The 17,011-nt window shown below is 69.0% G+C and carries 15 protein-coding genes and 1 riboswitch; of the genes, 5 read left to right on the plus strand and 10 right to left on the minus strand.

Annotated elements, in window-relative coordinates:
• Positions 1-163 precede the first annotated feature (163 nt).
• Positions 164-1,615 carry a helix-turn-helix domain-containing protein gene (locus tag H623_RS0113620; RefSeq protein WP_022901491.1) on the minus strand — a complete coding sequence of 484 codons (1,452 nt, stop codon included), beginning with the start codon at positions 1,613-1,615 and terminating at the stop codon, positions 164-166.
• Positions 1,616-1,795: 180 nt separating this feature from the next.
• Between H623_RS0113620 and H623_RS0113625 the strand changes: the two genes are divergently transcribed.
• Entirely contained in the window at positions 1,796-3,787 is a 1,992-nt protein-coding gene (locus H623_RS0113625; RefSeq protein ID WP_425402097.1) for a phosphoenolpyruvate carboxykinase (GTP), read from the plus strand.
• Between the two features lie 140 nt (positions 3,788-3,927).
• Here the strand turns inward: H623_RS0113625 and H623_RS0113630 are convergent, their stop codons facing one another.
• Positions 3,928-5,991, minus strand: coding sequence for an ABC transporter ATP-binding protein (locus H623_RS0113630; protein WP_022901493.1), 2,064 nt, complete (start codon positions 5,989-5,991; stop codon positions 3,928-3,930).
• Positions 5,992-6,226: 235 nt separating this feature from the next.
• Here H623_RS0113630 and H623_RS0113635 point away from each other — a divergent pair, with 235 nt between their 5' ends.
• The 4 genes from H623_RS0113635 to H623_RS0113650 all read left to right on the plus strand — a co-directional run bounded on the left by H623_RS0113635 (position 6,227) and on the right by H623_RS0113650 (position 9,631).
• Complete coding sequence (locus tag H623_RS0113635) at positions 6,227-7,183, plus strand: ABC transporter ATP-binding protein (protein ID WP_022901494.1); 957 nt, start codon at positions 6,227-6,229, stop codon at positions 7,181-7,183.
• On the plus strand, positions 7,180-8,004 hold the full coding sequence (locus H623_RS0113640; protein ID WP_026940341.1) for an ABC transporter permease: 825 nt from the start codon (positions 7,180-7,182) through the stop codon (positions 8,002-8,004). Before H623_RS0113635 ends, H623_RS0113640 begins: the two co-directional genes overlap by 4 nt.
• On the plus strand, positions 8,001-8,834 hold the full coding sequence (locus H623_RS0113645; protein ID WP_026940342.1) for an ABC transporter permease: 834 nt from the start codon (positions 8,001-8,003) through the stop codon (positions 8,832-8,834). Before H623_RS0113640 ends, H623_RS0113645 begins: the two co-directional genes overlap by 4 nt.
• Before the next feature lie 314 nt (positions 8,835-9,148).
• On the plus strand, positions 9,149-9,631 hold the full coding sequence (locus H623_RS0113650; protein WP_022901495.1) for a DUF2269 family protein: 483 nt from the start codon (positions 9,149-9,151) through the stop codon (positions 9,629-9,631).
• Positions 9,632-9,637: 6 nt separating this feature from the next.
• Here H623_RS0113650 and ribH read toward each other — a convergent pair whose 3' ends face one another.
• The 8 genes from ribH to H623_RS0113690 all read right to left on the minus strand — a co-directional run bounded on the left by ribH (position 9,638) and on the right by H623_RS0113690 (position 17,002).
• Positions 9,638-10,111, minus strand: a complete 474-nt coding sequence (ribH, locus tag H623_RS0113655; protein ID WP_022901496.1) for a 6,7-dimethyl-8-ribityllumazine synthase — start codon at positions 10,109-10,111, stop codon at positions 9,638-9,640.
• Positions 10,108-11,520 carry a bifunctional 3,4-dihydroxy-2-butanone-4-phosphate synthase/GTP cyclohydrolase II gene (locus H623_RS20030; protein WP_022901497.1) on the minus strand — a complete coding sequence of 471 codons (1,413 nt, stop codon included), beginning with the start codon at positions 11,518-11,520 and terminating at the stop codon, positions 10,108-10,110. Before H623_RS20030 ends, ribH begins: the two co-directional genes overlap by 4 nt.
• On the minus strand, positions 11,517-12,182 hold the full coding sequence (locus tag H623_RS0113665; RefSeq protein WP_026940344.1) for a riboflavin synthase: 666 nt from the start codon (positions 12,180-12,182) through the stop codon (positions 11,517-11,519). The genes H623_RS20030 and H623_RS0113665 overlap by 4 nt, the downstream gene beginning before the upstream one ends.
• 2 nt (positions 12,183-12,184) lie before the next feature.
• A complete protein-coding gene (gene ribD / locus H623_RS20035) occupies positions 12,185-13,330 on the minus strand; it encodes a bifunctional diaminohydroxyphosphoribosylaminopyrimidine deaminase/5-amino-6-(5-phosphoribosylamino)uracil reductase RibD (RefSeq protein ID WP_022901499.1) in 1,146 nt (381 codons plus the stop codon).
• Between the two features lie 100 nt (positions 13,331-13,430).
• Positions 13,431-13,611: riboswitch (FMN riboswitch) on the minus strand.
• 41 nt (positions 13,612-13,652) lie between these two features.
• Positions 13,653-14,387, minus strand: coding sequence for an HAD family hydrolase (locus H623_RS0113675; RefSeq protein ID WP_022901500.1), 735 nt, complete (start codon positions 14,385-14,387; stop codon positions 13,653-13,655).
• A gap of 79 nt (positions 14,388-14,466) precedes the next feature.
• On the minus strand, positions 14,467-15,051 hold the full coding sequence (locus tag H623_RS20040; protein WP_022901501.1) for a GNAT family N-acetyltransferase: 585 nt from the start codon (positions 15,049-15,051) through the stop codon (positions 14,467-14,469).
• 7 nt (positions 15,052-15,058) lie between these two features.
• Positions 15,059-16,069 carry a tryptophan--tRNA ligase gene (gene trpS, locus H623_RS0113685; protein WP_022901502.1) on the minus strand — a complete coding sequence of 337 codons (1,011 nt, stop codon included), beginning with the start codon at positions 16,067-16,069 and terminating at the stop codon, positions 15,059-15,061.
• A 93-nt stretch (positions 16,070-16,162) separates the two neighbouring features.
• Entirely contained in the window at positions 16,163-17,002 is an 840-nt protein-coding gene (locus tag H623_RS0113690; protein ID WP_022901503.1) for an exodeoxyribonuclease III, read from the minus strand.
• Positions 17,003-17,011 lie beyond the last annotated feature (9 nt).

The raw sequence follows: 17,011 nt of genomic DNA on the forward strand, positions 1-17,011 counted from the left end.
CCCGTTTGTTGTGGGGCCACCCGGTTATTCGCGCAAACAGAGGGGTGGCCCGAAAACAACCGGGTGGCTCGACAACAACCGGGCGGCTCGATGCGGCCTGCTTGAGGTGAGTGCCTCGCCGGAGTGGGGGCACGTCAGAGCGGGGCCGCGCCGCGGCGGGCGGCTACTCGCCGAGCGGGCCGGAGTGGGCGTCGAGGAACGCGTACAGCTCCGCGTCGTCCACGCCGGGGAACGCGCCGGCCGGCAGCGGCGACAGGATGTGCGCGTGCAGTCGAGCGCTCGGCCACGCCTTGTCGGCCCACGGCGACTCGAGACCGTTGCCGGGCACCCGGCAGCAGGATGGATCCGGGCAGGTGGAAACGGCGCGCGTCGTCGTCTCCCGCCCCCGGAACCACTTGGCGTCGGCGAACGGCACGCCGATCGTGATGGTGAAGCTGCCGTCGTCGCCGCGCCCGGTCTGCGTCGCGCACCAGTACGTTCCGGCGGGAGTGTCGGTGTACTGATACAGCTCCGTGGTGCGGTTGGTCTGCGCGAAGGCGTTGCGCGCGCTCCACTTCTTGCACACGAGCTGGCCCTCGATCGCACCCGTGACATCTGTGGGCAACGGCAGACCGTCGTTCTCGTAGCCCTTGTAGAGTGCGCCATCCTCACCGACCCGAAGGAAGTGCATCCGCATTCCGAGGTGTTCGGTGATGAGGTTGGTGAGGCGCAAGGATGCCGCCTCGTGCGTGACGCCGAAAGCGTCGCGGAAGTCCTCGACCGCGAGGTCGCGTTCCTTCTTCGCCTCCTGCAAGAACGCCACGGCCGCCGTCTGCGGCATGAGGCAGCAGGCGGCGAAGTAGTTGATCTCGAGCCGCTGGCGCAGGAACTCCGCATAACTGGTCGGGCGCTCGTGCCCGAGCACGCGGTGCGCCAGGGCCTGCAACGCCATCGATCGCAGGCCGTGTCCGCCGGGAATGGATGCCGGCGGCAGGTAGATGCGTCCGTTCTCCAGGTCCGTGATCGACCTGGTCGACGACGGGAGGTCGTCCACGTAGATGAGCTGGAAGCCGAGCCGCTTCGCCATGACGCTCACCTCACGGTGCGTAAGCGCGCCGGAGACGTGGCCGGATGCCTTCACCTGCTCCTCCGCGACCCTCTCGATCTCGGGCAGGTAGTTGTCGCGCCCGCGCATCTCGCCGCGCAGCTCCGTGTTGGCACGGCGAGCCTCCTCGGGCGTCGCGATCGCCTTGCTGGCCTGGCGTTGGAGCTCGCGGTGCAGACCGACGAGGGCGGCGAGCGTGGCGGTCGGCGTCCCCTTCGTCGGCCGCACGGCGGGCAGTCCCAGCGCGGTGTAGAGCGGCGACCTCTGCGCCTTGCCGAGCTCGATCTCGTAGGCGGTGCGCTCGTCCGGCGGCTCCGCGACGAGCAAGGTGGCGAGGTCGACGCCGATTGCGCCCGCGATCGACTGCAGAACGGTGAGCTTCGGCTCGCGCTTGCCGTTCTCGATCATGGACAGCTGGCTCTGCGAGAGCCCGACCAGTCCGCTCACCTGCTCCAGCGTGAGACCGCCCCGCGTGCGGAAGTGCCGGATTCGGTGACCGATGGTGGCGAGATCGGCGGCGTCGGCATCCATTCGTTCACCGTAGCAAAAGATCGTCGATTCTTTACGGCTGCAGCGGGCGGTCGTGCATCGGATATGGCGTCAGAGTGAAATCACCGCAGCGAAGAAGTCACCGCAGTGAAACAGCACGCAACCGATGCGGTGACAGTACGCAGTGAACCGCAGACCACAGCGACGCGAGAGCAGGCGACCATGACGATGACGCAGAAGCGGCCGACGGGAACCCCCGACCTCCTCGACGGCGAGCGGCCACTGAGCAGACTGCGTACGGGCGCCCAGGCGCCCACCACGACCAGCCGGGCGGACGGCGAGGGCACCGACGCCCGCCCGGCTTCATCCTCCGACGCCGATCGGCTCGAGCAGGTCGAGCCCCGGCCGGGCTGGCGGCTCGACACGACGAACCGGGAGCTGGCCGCCTGGGTTCTCGAGATCGCGCAGCTGACGCAGCCGGACGAGATCGTCTGGTGCGACGGCTCGCAGGGCGAGGCAGACCGTCTGTTCAAGCTGCAGGTGCAGAAGGGTCAGCTGATCAAGCTGAACCCCGAGTGGCGGCCGGGCAGCTACCTCGCGCGTACCGATCCGGCCGACGTCGCCCGCGTCGAGGCGCGCACCTTCATCTGCTCCGAACAGGAGAGCGACGCCGGCCCAACCAACAACTGGCGCGAGCCGGCGCAGATGCGGCGGGAGCTCGCCGACGTCTTCGACGGCAGCATGCGCGGTCGCACCATGTACGTCGTCCCGTTCTCGATGGGCCCGCTGGGCGGCGACATCTCGCAGCTCGGCGTCGAGATCACCGACTCCCCGTACGTGGTCGTCTCCATGGGCATCATGACCCGCATGGGCGCCGCCGCACTCGAGCTGATCGAGTCGGGAGCGCCGTGGGTGCGTACCGTGCACAGCGTGGGATTCCCGCTGATGGATGCCACGGGCATCCGTCGTGAGGACGTCGCGTGGCCCTGCAACGAGACGAAGTACATCGTGCAGTTCCCGCAGGATCGTGAGGTGTTCTCGTACGGCTCCGGCTACGGCGGCAACGCGCTTCTCGGCAAGAAGTGCTTCGCCCTGCGTATCGCCTCGCAGATGGCGCGCGAGGAGGGCTGGCTCGCCGAGCACATGCTTCTCATCAAGGTGACCTCGCCGACCGGGAGCACTCATCACCTCGCGGCGGCGTTCCCGTCGGCGTGCGGCAAGACGAACATGGCGATGCTGCGCTCGCAGCTGCCCGGGTGGCGGGTGGAGACGATCGGCGACGACATCGCATGGCTGAAGCCGGATGCCTCGGGCCGGCTGCGCGCGATCAACCCGGAGCGCGGCTTCTTCGGGGTGGCGCCCGGCACGGGCGAGTCGACGAACCGTTCCGCCGTGGAGACGCTGTGGGGCAACACCATCTTCACGAACGTGGCGCTGCGCGATGACGGCGACGTCTGGTGGGAGGGACTGACGGACACGCCGCCGGCTCACCTCATCGACTGGCGCGGCGAGGACTGGACTCCGGAGTCGGGACGTCCCGCGGCGCATCCGAACTCACGATTCTGCGTCGCCGCCGAGCAGTGCCCGACGATCGCGGACGAGTGGGACGACCCCGACGGCGTGCCGATCGACGCCATCGTCTTCGGCGGCCGCCGCGCCACGAACGTGCCGCTCGTGCTGCAGGCCCGCGACTGGAGCCATGGGGTGTTCCTCGGCGCGACGATCGCGTCGGAACGCACGGCCGCCGCGGAGGGCGCGGTCGGCGAGTTGCGCCGCGACCCGTTCGCGATGCTGCCGTTCTGCGGCTACAACATGGCCGACCACTGGGCGCACTGGCTGGGCATGGGGGAGTCGCTGGGGTCGAACGCGCCGGCGGTGTTCCAGGTGAACTGGTTCCGCAAGGCTGCCGACGGCTCGTTCCTGTGGCCGGGCTTCGCCGAGAACATGCGCGTGATCGCGTGGATCGTTCAGCGACTGGAGGGAACGGCGGACGCCGTCGACGCGGGCATCGGACGGGTGCCGTCGCGGGCATCCTTCGACCTCGACGGCCTCGAGCTGAGTGAGGATGCCTTCGAGAGCCTCTTCGAGGTCGACCGCGAGGCGTGGCTGGCCGAGTGCGACCTCACCGAGGACTTCTTCTCGCGCTTCGGCCGCCGAGTGCCGCCGGCGCTGAACGCGGAGCTGGCGTCGCTGCGCTATCGCCTGCGCGCGTGAGCGCGGCGAACGCCTCTGCTCCCGCTTGTGCTCACGATCGTGCTCCCTGAGCGAGCGCTGCGCTCGCTCGGCGGGCACGGGGCTGCGCGCTTCGACTCGCTTTGCTCGCTCAGTGGGCACCGGGGCGGTGGGCGCTGGGCTCAGACGAGCAGCTGGTGCTTGGCCAGGTCGCGGTAAAGGGGTGTCGACTCCACGAGTTCCGAGTGCGTGCCGACACCGACGACGCGACCCTTGTCGACGACCACGATCTGGTCGGAGTCGACCACCGTCGAGAGCCGGTGGGCGATGACGATCAGGGTGCGGTTCTCCGCTACCGCGTCGATCGCGTCGCGCATGAGTTGCTCGTTGCGCCCGTCGAGGCTCGAGGTGGATTCGTCGAGCAGCAGTAGGGGCGGAGCCGCCAGCAGGGCGCGACCGATCGCGAGGCGCTGGCGCTCGCCGCCGGAGAGCATGACGCCGTCTTCGCCGACGGGGGCGTTCAACCCGAGTGGGCTGCGCTCGAGCACGTCGGTGAGGTTGACGGCGTGCAGCACGTCGACGCACTGCTCGTCGGTAGCGTCGGCGGCGGCCAGTGTCAGGTTGTCGCGGATCGTGCCGGCGAGCACGGGGGCATCCTGCTCGACGTACCCGATCTGGGCGCGGAGGGCGCCGCGATCGACGGTGCGGATGTCGAGCCCGCCCATCGAGATGACGCCGCTGTTCGGGTCGTAGAAGCGCTCGATCAGTGCGAGGATGGTGCTCTTTCCCGCACCGGACGGCCCGACCAGCGCGGTGCGCTTGCCGCGTGGCGCGGCGAAGCTCACGCCGTGCAGCACGCCCTCGTCGACAGAGGCCGTATCGGATGCCGTGAGCCCGGTCACCGAGATGGCCGGCGTCGCCCGCGTGGTCGCCTCCGCTTCGGCCACCACGTCGCGGCCCTCGAATGCTTCCAGGGTCTCGTCGGCAAGCGACGGCCCCGTCGAATCGCTCTGCATGGATGGCCCGGTCGTCTCGCCGGTGCCCATTGCGCCGCGCGTCGCTTCGTCATCGTTCGCGGACGCCGCCGAGCGTGATGCCCGCGCTCTGATGACAGCGTCGGGATACGCGAACCGCACGTTCTCGAAGGCGATGGCCGGGGCATCCGGATTCACCGACGCGTTGGCCGGGCCCACGATGAGTGCTCGTTGTTCGGCCGGCAGATCGGCGGCGTCCTCGCTCGGGATCTCGACGATCTCCTGGATGCGCCCGAGCGCGCCGAGCGCCGAGTTCACCGAGGTCAGCGCCCCGAACGCCTGGCCCAGCGGCAGGATCATCATGAAGAGGAACAGGATGAACGCCACCAGGCTCGCCACCGTGATGGCGCCGCTCGCGACGCGGTAGCCGCCGACGCCGAGCACGACGAGGAACGACACCTGCATGGCGATGCCGGCCACCGGCACGACCAGGGCCGAGATCTTCGCGACCTTGACGCCCATGTCGTACGCGCCGGTGGCATCGTTCTCGATCGACGCGACTTCCCGCTTCGTCGCCCCGGCAGCGCGGATCGTGCGCACCGAGCTGATGGCCCGCTCGACCGAGGCGGCGAGATCGCCCACCCGCTCCTGAGCCTTGCGGCTCGCGACGCGGATGCGGCTCGACAGCAGCACGACGACCACTATCGAGACCGCGATCACGAGCACGGTCAGTCCGAGCAGCACCGGGTCGATGACGAGCATGGCGATCAGAGCGCCGATGAACGTGAGCGCACCGCCGATCGCTTCGACGAGGCCCTGCGTGAGCACGGCACGCAGCAGCGTGGTGTCGCTGCTGACCCGCGAGACGAGGTCGCCGGTGCGGCGGGCGTCGAACTCGCTGATGGGGAGGCCGAGCATCCTACCCACGAGCCGCGTGCGCGAGGAGAGCACGACGGACTCGCCCGTGCGCTGCAAGAGATAGTGCTGGTAGCCGGAGATGAGACCCGAGATCACGACGAGCGCGACGAGCGCCCAGACGAGGCCGCCCATGGAGGCGCCCTTCTCGACGATGCCGATCACCTGGCTGACGAGCAGCGGCTGAGCCAGGCTCGCGGCGGCACCGAGCACGCTGAGCACCACGACGAACGTCATCGTGAGCCGGTGCTCCAGAAGATAGGGCAGGAGCTGCCCGAACGTGGCGCGCGGCCCGTCGTCCTTCTTCGGCCGCCCGAACGGACTGCGCGAGGGTCGGTTGGGCGCGGAAGTGCTCATGGGAACTCCAGTCGAGACCGGTGGGGAGGCGTTCGGCAGAGTATCAATGTGGGCTGACAGCGGTACGGGACCGACGAGAAGGGCGAGGATGCTGGTCCGAGAGTCTCACCCTTCGTGCTCCGGTGCCTGCGGAGCGAGCGCAGCGAGTCGAAACGCGCGCGACGAGACCCTTCGACTCGCTCGCTCAGGGAGCCGTACGTTTCCGCCCAGCGGGTCTTGGGAACAATCCGCCCCGATGTCGCCCGTGGGGGTTACGTTGATCATCGTGTCTTCGCCGGTGATCGTCGCATCCGAGCTCGTCAAGAGGTACGGCGGGGTGACCGCGGTCGGCGGCATCTCGTTCGAGGTCGCGCCCGGCGAGTCGTTCGGACTTCTGGGCCCCAACGGCGCGGGCAAGTCGACCACGATGCGCATGGTCGGCGCCGTCTCCACGCGCACCAGCGGACGGCTGACGATCCTCGGCCTCGACCCCGATCACGATGGCCCCGAGATCCGCGCCCAACTCGGTGTCGTGCCGCAGGCCGACAATCTCGACGAAGAGCTCCGCGTGCGGGAGAACCTGATGGTCTACGGCCGCTACTTCGGATTGCCGATGTCGTACGTGCGCCGCAAGGCCGACGATCTCCTCGCGTTCGCGCAGCTGCAGGACAAGGCCAAATCCAAGGTCACCGACCTCTCCGGCGGCATGAAGCGGCGGCTCACGATCGCGCGGGGCCTGATGAACGATCCGCGCATCCTGCTGCTCGACGAGCCGACAACGGGGCTCGATCCACAGGCGCGGCACATTCTCTGGGATCGCCTGTTCCGGCTGAAGGAGCAGGGCACGACCCTCGTGCTCACCACTCACTACATGGACGAGGCCGAGCAGCTCTGCGATCGGCTGATCGTCGTCGACAAGGGCGTGATCATGGCGGAGGGCACTCCTGCCTCGCTGATCCGCGAGTACTCGACGCGTGAAGTGCTCGAACTCCGGTTCGGCGCTGACCGCAACGCCGAGATGGCCGAGAGCCTGAGCGGCAGCGGCGACCGCGTCGAAGCGCTGCCCGACCGCGTGCTCGTGTACACGGCCGACGGCGAAGGCGAGCTGGCCCGCCTGACCGAGGCAGGCATCCGACCGCTGACCTCGCTCGTGCGCCGCTCCAGCCTCGAGGACGTGTTCCTGCGGCTCACCGGACGGAGCCTGATCGAATGACCGCGATCCAGACCCGGGTGCTGGATGCCTCGCCCAGCGCCGCGAAGGCCCGTCGCTTCGGCGCGTGGTACGTCGCCGAGCACCGACTGCGGGTGATGCGGTCGTATGTGTCGACCGTCGTGATCGGCGCCATCGGCACCCCGCTGCTCTACCTCATCGCGATGGGCGTCGGACTCGGGCATCTCGTCGGATCCACTCCGATCGACGGAGTCAGCTACCTGCAGTTCGTCGCACCCGCGCTGATGTGCTCGGCGGCCGTCACCGTGGCCTCCGAGGAGTTCACCTACCCTGTGCTCTCGGGCTTCAAGTGGAACCCGACCTTCATCGGCATCAGCTCGTCGCCCATCACGCCCGGTCAGATCATCGACGGCATGGTCATCTCGGTGATCGTGCGCGCGTTCGTCACCAGTGTCATCTACTGGGTGATCATCCTCTTCTTCGGTGCGATGACCGTCGGCGTCTCCGCACTGAGCGTGATCGTGGCCACGCTGGTCGGGCTGGCCTTCGGCATTCCGATCATGACCTACATCGCCACGCTCGAGCGCGATACCGGCCAGATCGCCATGGTGATGCGGCTCGTGCTGCTGCCGCTCACGTTGTTCTCCGGCACGTTCTTCCCGCTGACGAGCATGCCCGTCTACTTGCAATGGATCGGCTGGATCTCGCCCATCTGGCACGGCACCCAGCTCGCCCGCGTGCTCGCGTACGGCGCGCAGGTTCCCGGTTGGCTCATCGTCGTTCACGTGCTGTTCCTGCTCGCGCTGATCGTGCCGTTCTGGTGGCTCTCGCGCCGCATCGCGAAGCGGAGGCTCACCGCATGAGCGTCGACGAGGTGCGGATGTCCGCGCCGGCCCGCCGCCGCCCCGGCCCGTTGGGCGCGCTCTACGCCGGCAACGCCAGGGCCGTTCTCTACCGTGCGTTCACGGCCACCAAGTCGACGAACTGGGCCGTCGTGCTCAGCGGTGCATTCGAGCCGGTGTTCTATCTGCTTTCGCTCGGCATCGGGCTGGGACCGCTGGTCGGCACCGTCGAGGCGGGCGACGGGCGAGCCATCCCGTATGCGGCGTTCATCGCGCCGGCGCTGCTGGCCACCGAGGCGATGAACGGAGCGGTGTACGACTCCACGTGGAACGTGTTCTTCAAGATCCGCTACGCGAAGCTCTATGAAGGCATGCTCGCGACGTCGCTCGGGCCGCTCGATGTGGCGATCGGCGAGATCTCGTTCGCGCTCCTGCGCGGAGGCATGTACGCCGTGGCGTTCATGGTCGTGATGCAACTGATCGGCCTGAACCTGTCGTGGTGGGCGCTGCTCGCGCTGCCGGCCGTGCTGCTCGTGGCGCTCGCCTTCGCCAGCTTCGGCATGGGCATCACGAGCTACATGAAGTCGTTCCAGCAGATGGACATCATCAACTTCATCATGCTGCCGATGTTCCTGCTCTCCGGCACGTTCTACCCGCTATCGGTGTACCCGCAGGGCGTGCAGCTCGTCATCCAGGCGCTTCCGCTGTGGCAGAGCGTGGACCTCGTGAGATCACTGACGACCGGGGCGGTGAGCGCAGGCATCCTCTGGCATGTGCTCTACCTCGCCGTGATGGCGGCCCTCGGAATGATGCTCACCACAAGACGCTTGCGCGCGCTCTTCCTCGACTGAGGGCCTAGCGAACCCCTGTGCTCCTTGTGTCGCCGCGCTCGCCGAGCGACAGCCCCTTCGTCCTGTGCTCGCCGAGCGACCGAAGGGAGTCGAAGCATGCGCGTCGAGGCGTTCATCCCCTTCGACTCGCCTTCGACTCGCCTTCGGCTCGCTCAGGGAGCACGGCTCGCCTTCGACTCGCCTTCGGCTCGCTCAGGGAGCACGGCTCGCCTTCGACTCGCTCAGGGAGCACGGCTCGCTTGCGGCTCGCTCAGGAACACGGCGTGCCCGTCGGCGGCACGGGCGCCCTGAATGGCGACGATAGGCTGGGCCGTATGAGCGTGGCGAGTGTAATCTTCAACATCCTGCACGTGGTGGCGGCCGTCTTCATCGTCGGGCCGATGGCCATTCTGCCGATGACGGCGATGCGGGCCATCCGATCCGGATCCGTGTCGCAGGTGCGCACCCTGGCCACCTCGACGAACATCTTCAGCCTTCTCTCGCTGCTGGTCGTCATCCTCGGCTTCGGCGCCATGGGCTTCTCCCGGTACGACACGACGTTCGCGTCGACCTGGATCTGGCTGTCCCTCGTGCTCTACGTGATCGCCCTCGGGCTCACGCTGTTCGTGGTCGTGCCCGCGATGCGCCGGGCAGCCGACAACCTCGAGGGCGGCAAGGCCGTCGATGCCGAGGCTCCGGCCACACCCGGTGAGAGCACCGCTGCCGCCACGGGCGGCTACGGCATGATCGCCGGAACGAGCGGCATCGCCACTCTGCTGCTCCTGGCCGTCGTGGTCCTGATGGTCTGGAAGCCGTAGCCCGACTCAGGCGCGCAGTTCGCGCAGGGTCAGCGCCGTCGCGATGGCGGCGTGCGCGGCCTCGGCGCCCTTGTCTTCCTTGGACCCCGGCAGACCCGCGCGGTCAAGACCCTGCTGCTCGTCGTCGAGGGTGAGCACGCCGAATCCCACCGGCTTGCCGGTGTCGAGCGCGACCCTCGTCAGGCCGTCCGTGGCCGCCGACGACACGAAGTCGAAGTGCGGTGTTCCTCCGCGGATGATCACGCCGAGGGCGACGACGGCATCGGCGCCCGCATCCAGCGCCGCCTTGCTCACGACGGGCAGCTCGAAGCTGCCGGGAACGCGCACCAGGGACCAGGCGGCTCCGGATGCCTGCAGCTCACGTCGCGCCCCGGCGACGAGCCCCTCGGCGATCGTCTCGTGCCACGTGCCCGCCACCACCACCACTTTCAGGTCTGCGGCATTCAGGGTCTGGTGCTCGGGCGCGCCGTCTGAGCTCATCGGGGCTGTCCTTCCATGGGGTGCTGCTGGTCGGGGGTGTCATCGAAGTCGAGCCGTGCGGCGTCGCGGGTGTCGTCGACGGGCGTCGACACGTGGTGGGCGATCAGCTCGTCGTCGGAGGTGGCGGCGGCATCCTGCTCGAACGTGCTGTCGAGCTCGGGGAGCTCAGAGTCGGCCACGGGCAGCAGGTGCCCGAGCCGATCGCGCTTGGTCGCGAGGTACTGCTCGTTGAGGGCGCCGAGGCCGACGACGAGCGGCACCCGCTCCTCGATGGTGATGCCGTGCTCACCGAGTTGGTTGACCTTGTCGGGGTTGTTCGTGAGCAGCCGCACCGAGGTGATGCCGAGATCGTTCAGAATGGCGGCCGCCGCCCCGTAGTCGCGCGCGTCGATCGGCAGCCCGAGCGCGAGATTGGCATCCAGCGTGTCGAGGCCGTCCTCCTGCAGACGGTAGGCGCGCAGCTTGTTGATCAGGCCGATGCCCCGGCCCTCGTGACCGCGCAGGTAGATGACGACGCCGCCGTCGTTCTGGATGGTGTCGAGCGCGGCATCCAGTTGGGGACCGCACTCGCACTTCAGCGAACCGAAGGCCTCACCGGTCAGGCATTCGGAGTGCACGCGCACGAGGGAGCCTGGTCCAGGATCGCCCGCGATGACGGCCACATGGTCGGCGCCGGTCATGCGATCGCGGTACGCGCGCATGCGGAACGGACCGTGGGTGGTCGGCACCGTGGTCTCCACCTCGAAGATCACGCGCGACGTCTCGGACGTCGATGCCACCGGCTCGAGCGGCGTGTCGCAGTGATATTCCTGCAGGTAGGCGATGAGCGCCTCGATCGTGATCACCGGCACGCCTTCACGTGCGCCGAACTCGATCAGCTCGGGCAGCCGCATCATCTCGCCGTCGTCGGCGACCACCTCGCCGATCGCCCCGACCGGCGTCATGCCCGCGAGCTTGAGGAGGTCGACCGTGGCCTCGGTGTGCCCGTCCCGTTCGCGCACACCGCCGTCCACCGCCCGGAGCGGAACGACGTGGCCCGGCCGGTGCAGGCTTCGCGGGGTCGACGACGGGTCGGCGAGCACCCGGAGTGTGTGCGCACGGTCGGCGGCGCTGATGCCGGTGGAGAGACGGTCGGCCGCATCCACCGTGATCGTGTAGTTCGTGCCGCGGTCGTCCTCGTTGTCGACGACCATCACGGGCAGCTCGAGCTTGTCGGCCAGCTCGTTCGTCAGCGGGGCGCAGAGGAACCCGGAAGTATGGCGCACCAGCCACGCGACCCACTCCTGCGAGGCGGTCTCGGCCGCCAGCACCACGTCGCCCTCGTTCTCGCGGCTCTCGTTGTCGGCCACGAGCACGGGTCGTCCGGCCCGCAGCGATTCGAGCGCCTCGGGGATCGTCGCCAGCGTCATGCGTTGCTCCTCTGTTCGGAGTGGTGATCGTGCGTGGACGCCGACAGCGCGAGCATCCGCTCGACGTGCCGCGCCACAATGTCCGTCTCCACGTTGACCCGGTCGCCCACCTCACGCAGGCCCAGCGTCGTAGCGGCGAGCGTCTCGGGAATCAGAGAGACCTCGAACCACTGCGCCGCGGCATCCGCATCGCTCACGGCGGAGACAGTGAGGGAGACGCCGTCGACCGCGATGGATCCCTTGCGCGTCACGAGCCGCGCGAGGTCGGGGGAGAGGCTGAACCGCAGCACGCGCCACGCTTCGCCCGGGGTCACGGCGAGCACGACGGCGGTGCCGTCGACGTGGCCCTGCACGATGTGGCCGCCGAGGCGGTCTCCGACGAGCGCCGCGCGCTCGAGGTTCACCGGCCGCCCGGTCGCGTCCACCAGCTCGCCCAGCAGATCGCCGAGCGTGCTCACCTCGAGCGTCTCGGCCATCACATCGGCTGTGAACCAGTCGTGGCCCTGATCCACCACGGTGAGGCAGACCCCGCTGACGGCGATGGAATCGCCGTGCTTGGTACCCTGCACGGCGAGCGGGCCGCGCACGGTGATGCGCGCGGCATCCGGCGTGCGCTCCACGGCGGTGATCTCGCCGAGCTCCTCGATGATTCCGGTGAACATGCTCATGCTCCTTGGCTTGCGGTCTGCGGGGTGGAGGGGGTGGTGGGGCCGGGCGCCGGAGGAATCCGCCTCGCGGCGTCGCCCGTCGCCGGTGCAGCGCGCTCTGTCGTCCAGCGATTGAGGCTGCGGGGGTGCGGGTCGTGAGCGATGATGAGCACGTCGTCTCCGATCCGCTCGACGCGGTCGAGTTCGAGCCGGCGCTGCTCCGCTATGGTGCCCACGCCGATGTCGGCGAGTGCGCTGCGTGACCCGCCGAGCAGCGTCGGCGCCAGGTAGACCTGAAGCTCGTCGACCAGCCCCTCGCGCAGCAGAGCGCTGGCGAGCGTGGGGCCGGCCTCGACGAACGCGGTGCGCACGCCGCGTTCGCGCAGATCGATGAGGTCGGCCGCGAGGTCGTGGCCGGAGAGAAATACGGGGGAGTTCGGGTGCTGCCGCACCGCCGCATGCTCGGGCACGGCGCGATCGCCGAGCACCACCGGCACGGGTTGTTCCGGCAGCAGCGTGCCATCATCGGACCGAGCGGTGAGGCTCGAGTCATCGGCGAGCACGGTGCCGGTTCCGACGATGACCGCGTCGCTCGACGCACGCTGCTCGTGCACCCGGCGACGTGCGGCCGGGCCCGTGATCCATCGGCTCGTGCCGTCGGCGGCGGCGGTCCGGCCGTCGAGGCTGCTCGCCCACTTCAGCGTCACGTGGGGGCGCCCGAGGCGCGCGGCGGTCAGCCAGTCCTGCAGGAACCGGCCGACGGCATCCGATTGCACGCCCGCCACGACGTCGACCCCCGCGTGGCGCAGTCGCTCCGCACCACCGTGCGAGGCCTGGCCGGGATCGTCGACCGCATACACGACCCGGGTGACGCCGGCCGCGATGAGCGCCTCGCTGCACGGACCTGTGCGCCCGGTGTGGTTGCAGGGCTCCAGGGTGACGACCGCGGTGGAGCCGGATGCCCGCCCCGGCTCGAGCTTCGACAGCGCGTCGACTTCGGCGTGGGCTGTGCCGGCGCCGCGGTGCCAGCCTTCGGCGAGTACGTTGCCGACGGGGGAGAGGATGACGCAGCCGACACGGGGGTTCACGCCGTGTTCGGGACCCCGGGCCGCGAGGTCGAGGGCGTGACGCATGACAGCGTCGAATTCGCCCGTCTCGGTCATCCGCGTCTCTTCCGTGTCCCTGGTCTGCTGCGGTTCGTCGAACCGGTGACTCCGGGAACGTCGGCGGACGCCGACCGTGCGGATGCTCGCGCATCCACACCCGTGCTGCCTCCCATCCGGACTCTGCCGCGTCAGAACAACTGAACGCGCCATCACCGTCGGTGCCGGAATTCCACCGGCTCAACCTCGGCCACTCATCCCCTGCTTCTCAGCAGTGGAGCACAGCCTCGGCTCGCGGACTTTCACCGCCGGTTCGGACTCTCACCGACCCCGGAGCACTACGTACACCCTACCCAACGCGCCGGGTCGTGTCGTATTCCCGTCAGCCGACGAGCACGTCGCGCAGCTCGGCGAGCGTTGTGATCCGCACGACGCCGGCTTCGGCCGCGTCCGCGCGCTCCTGATCGGTCAGTGGCGTGGCGAAGCGGTCGATCCACACGCCGGTGAGCCCGGCACCGGCCGCACCGATGGCATCCGTTCCCAGCCGGTCGCCGACGTACGCGGCCTCGCGCGGCTCCACACCGAGACGCGCACAAGCGAGCCGGAAGATTCGCGCGTCCGGTTTCGTCACTCCGACGTCACCGGACGCCACGATCACGTCGAACCGCTCCCCGAACCCCATCGCGTCGATCTTGCGCAGCTGGCGGTCGAGCTCGCCGTTCGTGATGATGCCGAGCTTCACGTTCGGGATGCCCCGCCTCAGCTCCGTCAGGCAAGCGAGGGTGTCGTCGTGCAGCTTCCATGCCGCCTCGTACCGGGTGAAATAGCCGGCGAACCAGCCGTCGAGCTCGTCGTCGGCGAGCGTCACGCCGTGGCGGGCCGCGTAGTCCCTGGCGCGATCCCGTCGCTGCTGCTCGTACCCGATCTCGCCACCGAGATAGCGGTGGTAGTGGTGCTCTTCGAGCGCGCGCCACGCGGCCACCTCGCCGGCAGCATCCGAGGCATCGTACGGATGCCCGAGCTCACCCAGGTAGGCCACCAACCCGTCCGCGACGGCTGCTCGGTGCGCCAGCAGAGTGTCGTCGAGGTCGAACAGCACGGCCCGGATGGCGGTCATCCGATCGCCGCCCAATCCTCCTCGCTCTGCGCCCGGCTCGCCTTGCCCCGGGCTCGCCTCAGCTCGCTCCTCGCTCGCCTCATGCCCGGTGCTCCAGCACCTCGGCAGGCCACGGCGGTGCGTCGGGCCCAGCACCGCGGCGTCGTGCGCCGTGCCAGGCATCCGGATGTCCGCCGCTGCTCACCTCCACCTTCAGCGGCGCCGCACCGGTGTACGAGAATCCTGCAGCGCGGGCGACGCCCACCGAGGCCAGGTTGCCCACGACGCACTCCCACAACACCGTCTCGACCTCGAGCGAATCGAACGCCCACGCGACGGCAGCGCGCGCTGCCTCCGCCATGTAGCCGTGGCCGCGGTGCGGCGCGCCGAGCCAGTACCCGATGTCGAGCGTGCGCGGCTCGGGCTGCACGCGCATGCCGACCACGCCGAGCAGCGGACCGTCGGATGCTTCGCGCAACGCCCAGGTGAACTCTCGTTCCGTGCGCCATCCGTCCGGCACGAGCGACTCGAGGAAGAACACCGCGTCGTCGGAGGTGTAGGGCCACGGCAGCGTCATATAGCCGGGGAACACCGGGTCCTGACAGTATTCGGTGACCCGGGCGCGGTCCTCGGGAAGGGGCGTGTCGAGCACCAACCGCTCGGTGCGCAGCTCTACCGGTTCCATGGCGGGATCACGACCGGAGGCGACGCAGGAAGCCGACGCGGTCGTACGCGCGGGACAGGGTCGCCTCGGCGATCTCGGAGGCCTTGTCGGCGTTGGCCGCGAGCATCCTGTCGAGTTCGGCCGGATCGTCCAGCAGCTCGAGAGCACGGGCGCGCACCGGCTCGAACTCGCCGATCACGACCTCGGCGAGCCCCTTCTTCAGGTCGCCGTACCCCTTGCCGTCGTACTCGGACGCAACGTCCTCGACCTCACGCTCGGTGAGCGCCGCGTAGATCGCGAGAAGGTTGGAGACGCCGGGCTTCTCTCCGCGGTCGAACCGGATGACGGCATCCGTGTCGGTCACCGCGCGCATGATCTTCTTGCGCGTCACGCCCGGCTCATCGAGCAGCAGGATGAGCCCCGCCGGCGACTCGGCCGACTTCGACATCTTCGAGGTCGGGTTCTGCAGATCGTAGATGCGCGCGGTGTCCTTCTGGATCATCGCCTTCGGCACCACGAACGTCTCGCCGAAGCGCGAGTTGAAGCGCTCGGCGAGGTCGCGCGTGAGCTCCACGTGCTGCTTCTGGTCGTCACCGACGGGCACGACCTCGGCGTCGTACAGCAGGATGTCGGCCGCCATCAGAATCGGGTACGCGAACAACCCGACGTTGGTCGCGTCGGCCCCGTACCTTGCCGACTTGTCCTTGAACTGGGTCATGCGGGAGGCTTCGCCGAACCCGGTGATGGTGTTCAGCACCCAGGCCAGCTCCGCGTGCGCGGGAACGTGCGACTGCACATAGAGCGTCGAGGCGGTCGGGTCGATGCCGGCCGCGATGTACTGCGCCGCGGTGCGCCGCGTCTTCTCGGCGAGCGTCGCCGGATCCTGCGGCACCGTGACGGCGTGCAGGTCGACCACGGAGAAGAACGCGTCGTGGTCCTGCTGCAGCCGTCTCCACTGCAACAGGGCGCCGATGTAGTTGCCGAGGTGGAGCGAGTCGCTCGACGGCTGGATGCCCGAGTACAGGCGGGGCTTGGTCATGAGAGTGGTCTTTCCGGTGAAAAGTGCGAAGCGAAGAAGGGGGAGGCGGTGGTCAGGCGTCGGCTCGACGTCGGTCGAAGCCGCGAGCCGCCCTTAGAGCGCGTAGTCGACGACGACGGGCGTGTGGTCCGACCATCGCTCGGCGTACGACGGCGCCTTGTCCACGTGGTAGTCGGCGACCTTGCCCGCCAGCGCCGGTGTGGCGAGCTGATAGTCGATGCGCCACCCGGTGTCGTTGTCGAACGCCTGGCCGCGCCACGTCCACCAGGTGTAGGGCCCATCGACCTCGCCGGCATGTTTGCGGCCGATGTCGACCCAGCCGTAGCCGGCGCCGTCGTTGTAGCGATCGTCGTGCTCGGCGCCGAGGAACCTGTCGAGGTAGGCGCGTTCCTCCGGCAGGAACCCCGCCCGCTTCACGTTGCCCTTCCAATTCTTGATGTCGAGCGTGCGGTGCCCGATGTTCATGTCGCCCATCACCACCGCGAGCTCGTTGTGCTCGGGGAGCGAGCGCATGCGGGCATCCATCGCCTCGAGGAAGCGGTACTTATACTCCTGCTTCGCGGTGCCGGCCTCCCCGGAGGGCACGTATGTGCTCACCACGGTCACCAGCGAACCGTCGACCTCGTAGTCCGCCTCGAGCCACCGGCCCGCGGTGTCGAAGTCCTCGTCGCCCAGCTCGACCCGGTGAATGGATGCCTTTCCCCGGCTTGCCAGCGCCACTCCCGCGCGTCCCTTCGCGGTTGCGGCGTCGTGCAGTACGTCCCACTCGTCGCCGAGCAGGCCGGCCAGGTCGTCGGTGGAGGCGCGCACCTCTTGGATGGCGAGGATGTCGACCCCGCGCCCCTTCAGCCAGTCGCCCATGCCGCGGCGGTAGGCGGCCCGGATGCCGTTGACGTTGACGGTGGCGATGCGCAGCGTGCGGCGAGAAGGCATGGCACGAGT

The sequence above is a fragment of the Humibacter albus DSM 18994 genome (assembly GCF_000421825.1).
Classification (GTDB): Bacteria; Actinomycetota; Actinomycetes; order Actinomycetales; family Microbacteriaceae; genus Humibacter; species Humibacter albus.

Excerpts from the sequence above, each read along its gene's own strand:
- H623_RS0113620 (WP_022901491.1), bottom strand. The coding sequence starts at position 1,615 with ATGGATGCCGACGCCGCCGATCTCGCCACCATCGGTCACCGAATCCGG.
- H623_RS0113625 (WP_425402097.1), top strand. The coding sequence starts at position 1,796 with ATGACGATGACGCAGAAGCGGCCGACGGGAACCCCCGACCTCCTCGAC.
- H623_RS0113630 (WP_022901493.1), bottom strand. The coding sequence starts at position 5,991 with ATGAGCACTTCCGCGCCCAACCGACCCTCGCGCAGTCCGTTCGGGCGG.
- H623_RS0113635 (WP_022901494.1), top strand. The coding sequence starts at position 6,227 with ATGTCGCCCGTGGGGGTTACGTTGATCATCGTGTCTTCGCCGGTGATC.
- H623_RS0113640 (WP_026940341.1), top strand. The coding sequence starts at position 7,180 with ATGACCGCGATCCAGACCCGGGTGCTGGATGCCTCGCCCAGCGCCGCG.
- H623_RS0113645 (WP_026940342.1), top strand. The coding sequence starts at position 8,001 with ATGAGCGTCGACGAGGTGCGGATGTCCGCGCCGGCCCGCCGCCGCCCC.
- H623_RS0113650 (WP_022901495.1), top strand. The coding sequence starts at position 9,149 with ATGAGCGTGGCGAGTGTAATCTTCAACATCCTGCACGTGGTGGCGGCC.
- ribH (WP_022901496.1), bottom strand. The coding sequence starts at position 10,111 with ATGAGCTCAGACGGCGCGCCCGAGCACCAGACCCTGAATGCCGCAGAC.
- H623_RS20030 (WP_022901497.1), bottom strand. The coding sequence starts at position 11,520 with ATGACGCTGGCGACGATCCCCGAGGCGCTCGAATCGCTGCGGGCCGGA.
- H623_RS0113665 (WP_026940344.1), bottom strand. The coding sequence starts at position 12,182 with ATGTTCACCGGAATCATCGAGGAGCTCGGCGAGATCACCGCCGTGGAG.
- ribD (WP_022901499.1), bottom strand. The coding sequence starts at position 13,330 with ATGACCGAGACGGGCGAATTCGACGCTGTCATGCGTCACGCCCTCGAC.
- H623_RS0113675 (WP_022901500.1), bottom strand. The coding sequence starts at position 14,387 with ATGACCGCCATCCGGGCCGTGCTGTTCGACCTCGACGACACTCTGCTG.
- H623_RS20040 (WP_022901501.1), bottom strand. The coding sequence starts at position 15,051 with ATGGAACCGGTAGAGCTGCGCACCGAGCGGTTGGTGCTCGACACGCCC.
- trpS (WP_022901502.1), bottom strand. The coding sequence starts at position 16,069 with ATGACCAAGCCCCGCCTGTACTCGGGCATCCAGCCGTCGAGCGACTCG.
- H623_RS0113690 (WP_022901503.1), bottom strand. The coding sequence starts at position 17,002 with ATGCCTTCTCGCCGCACGCTGCGCATCGCCACCGTCAACGTCAACGGC.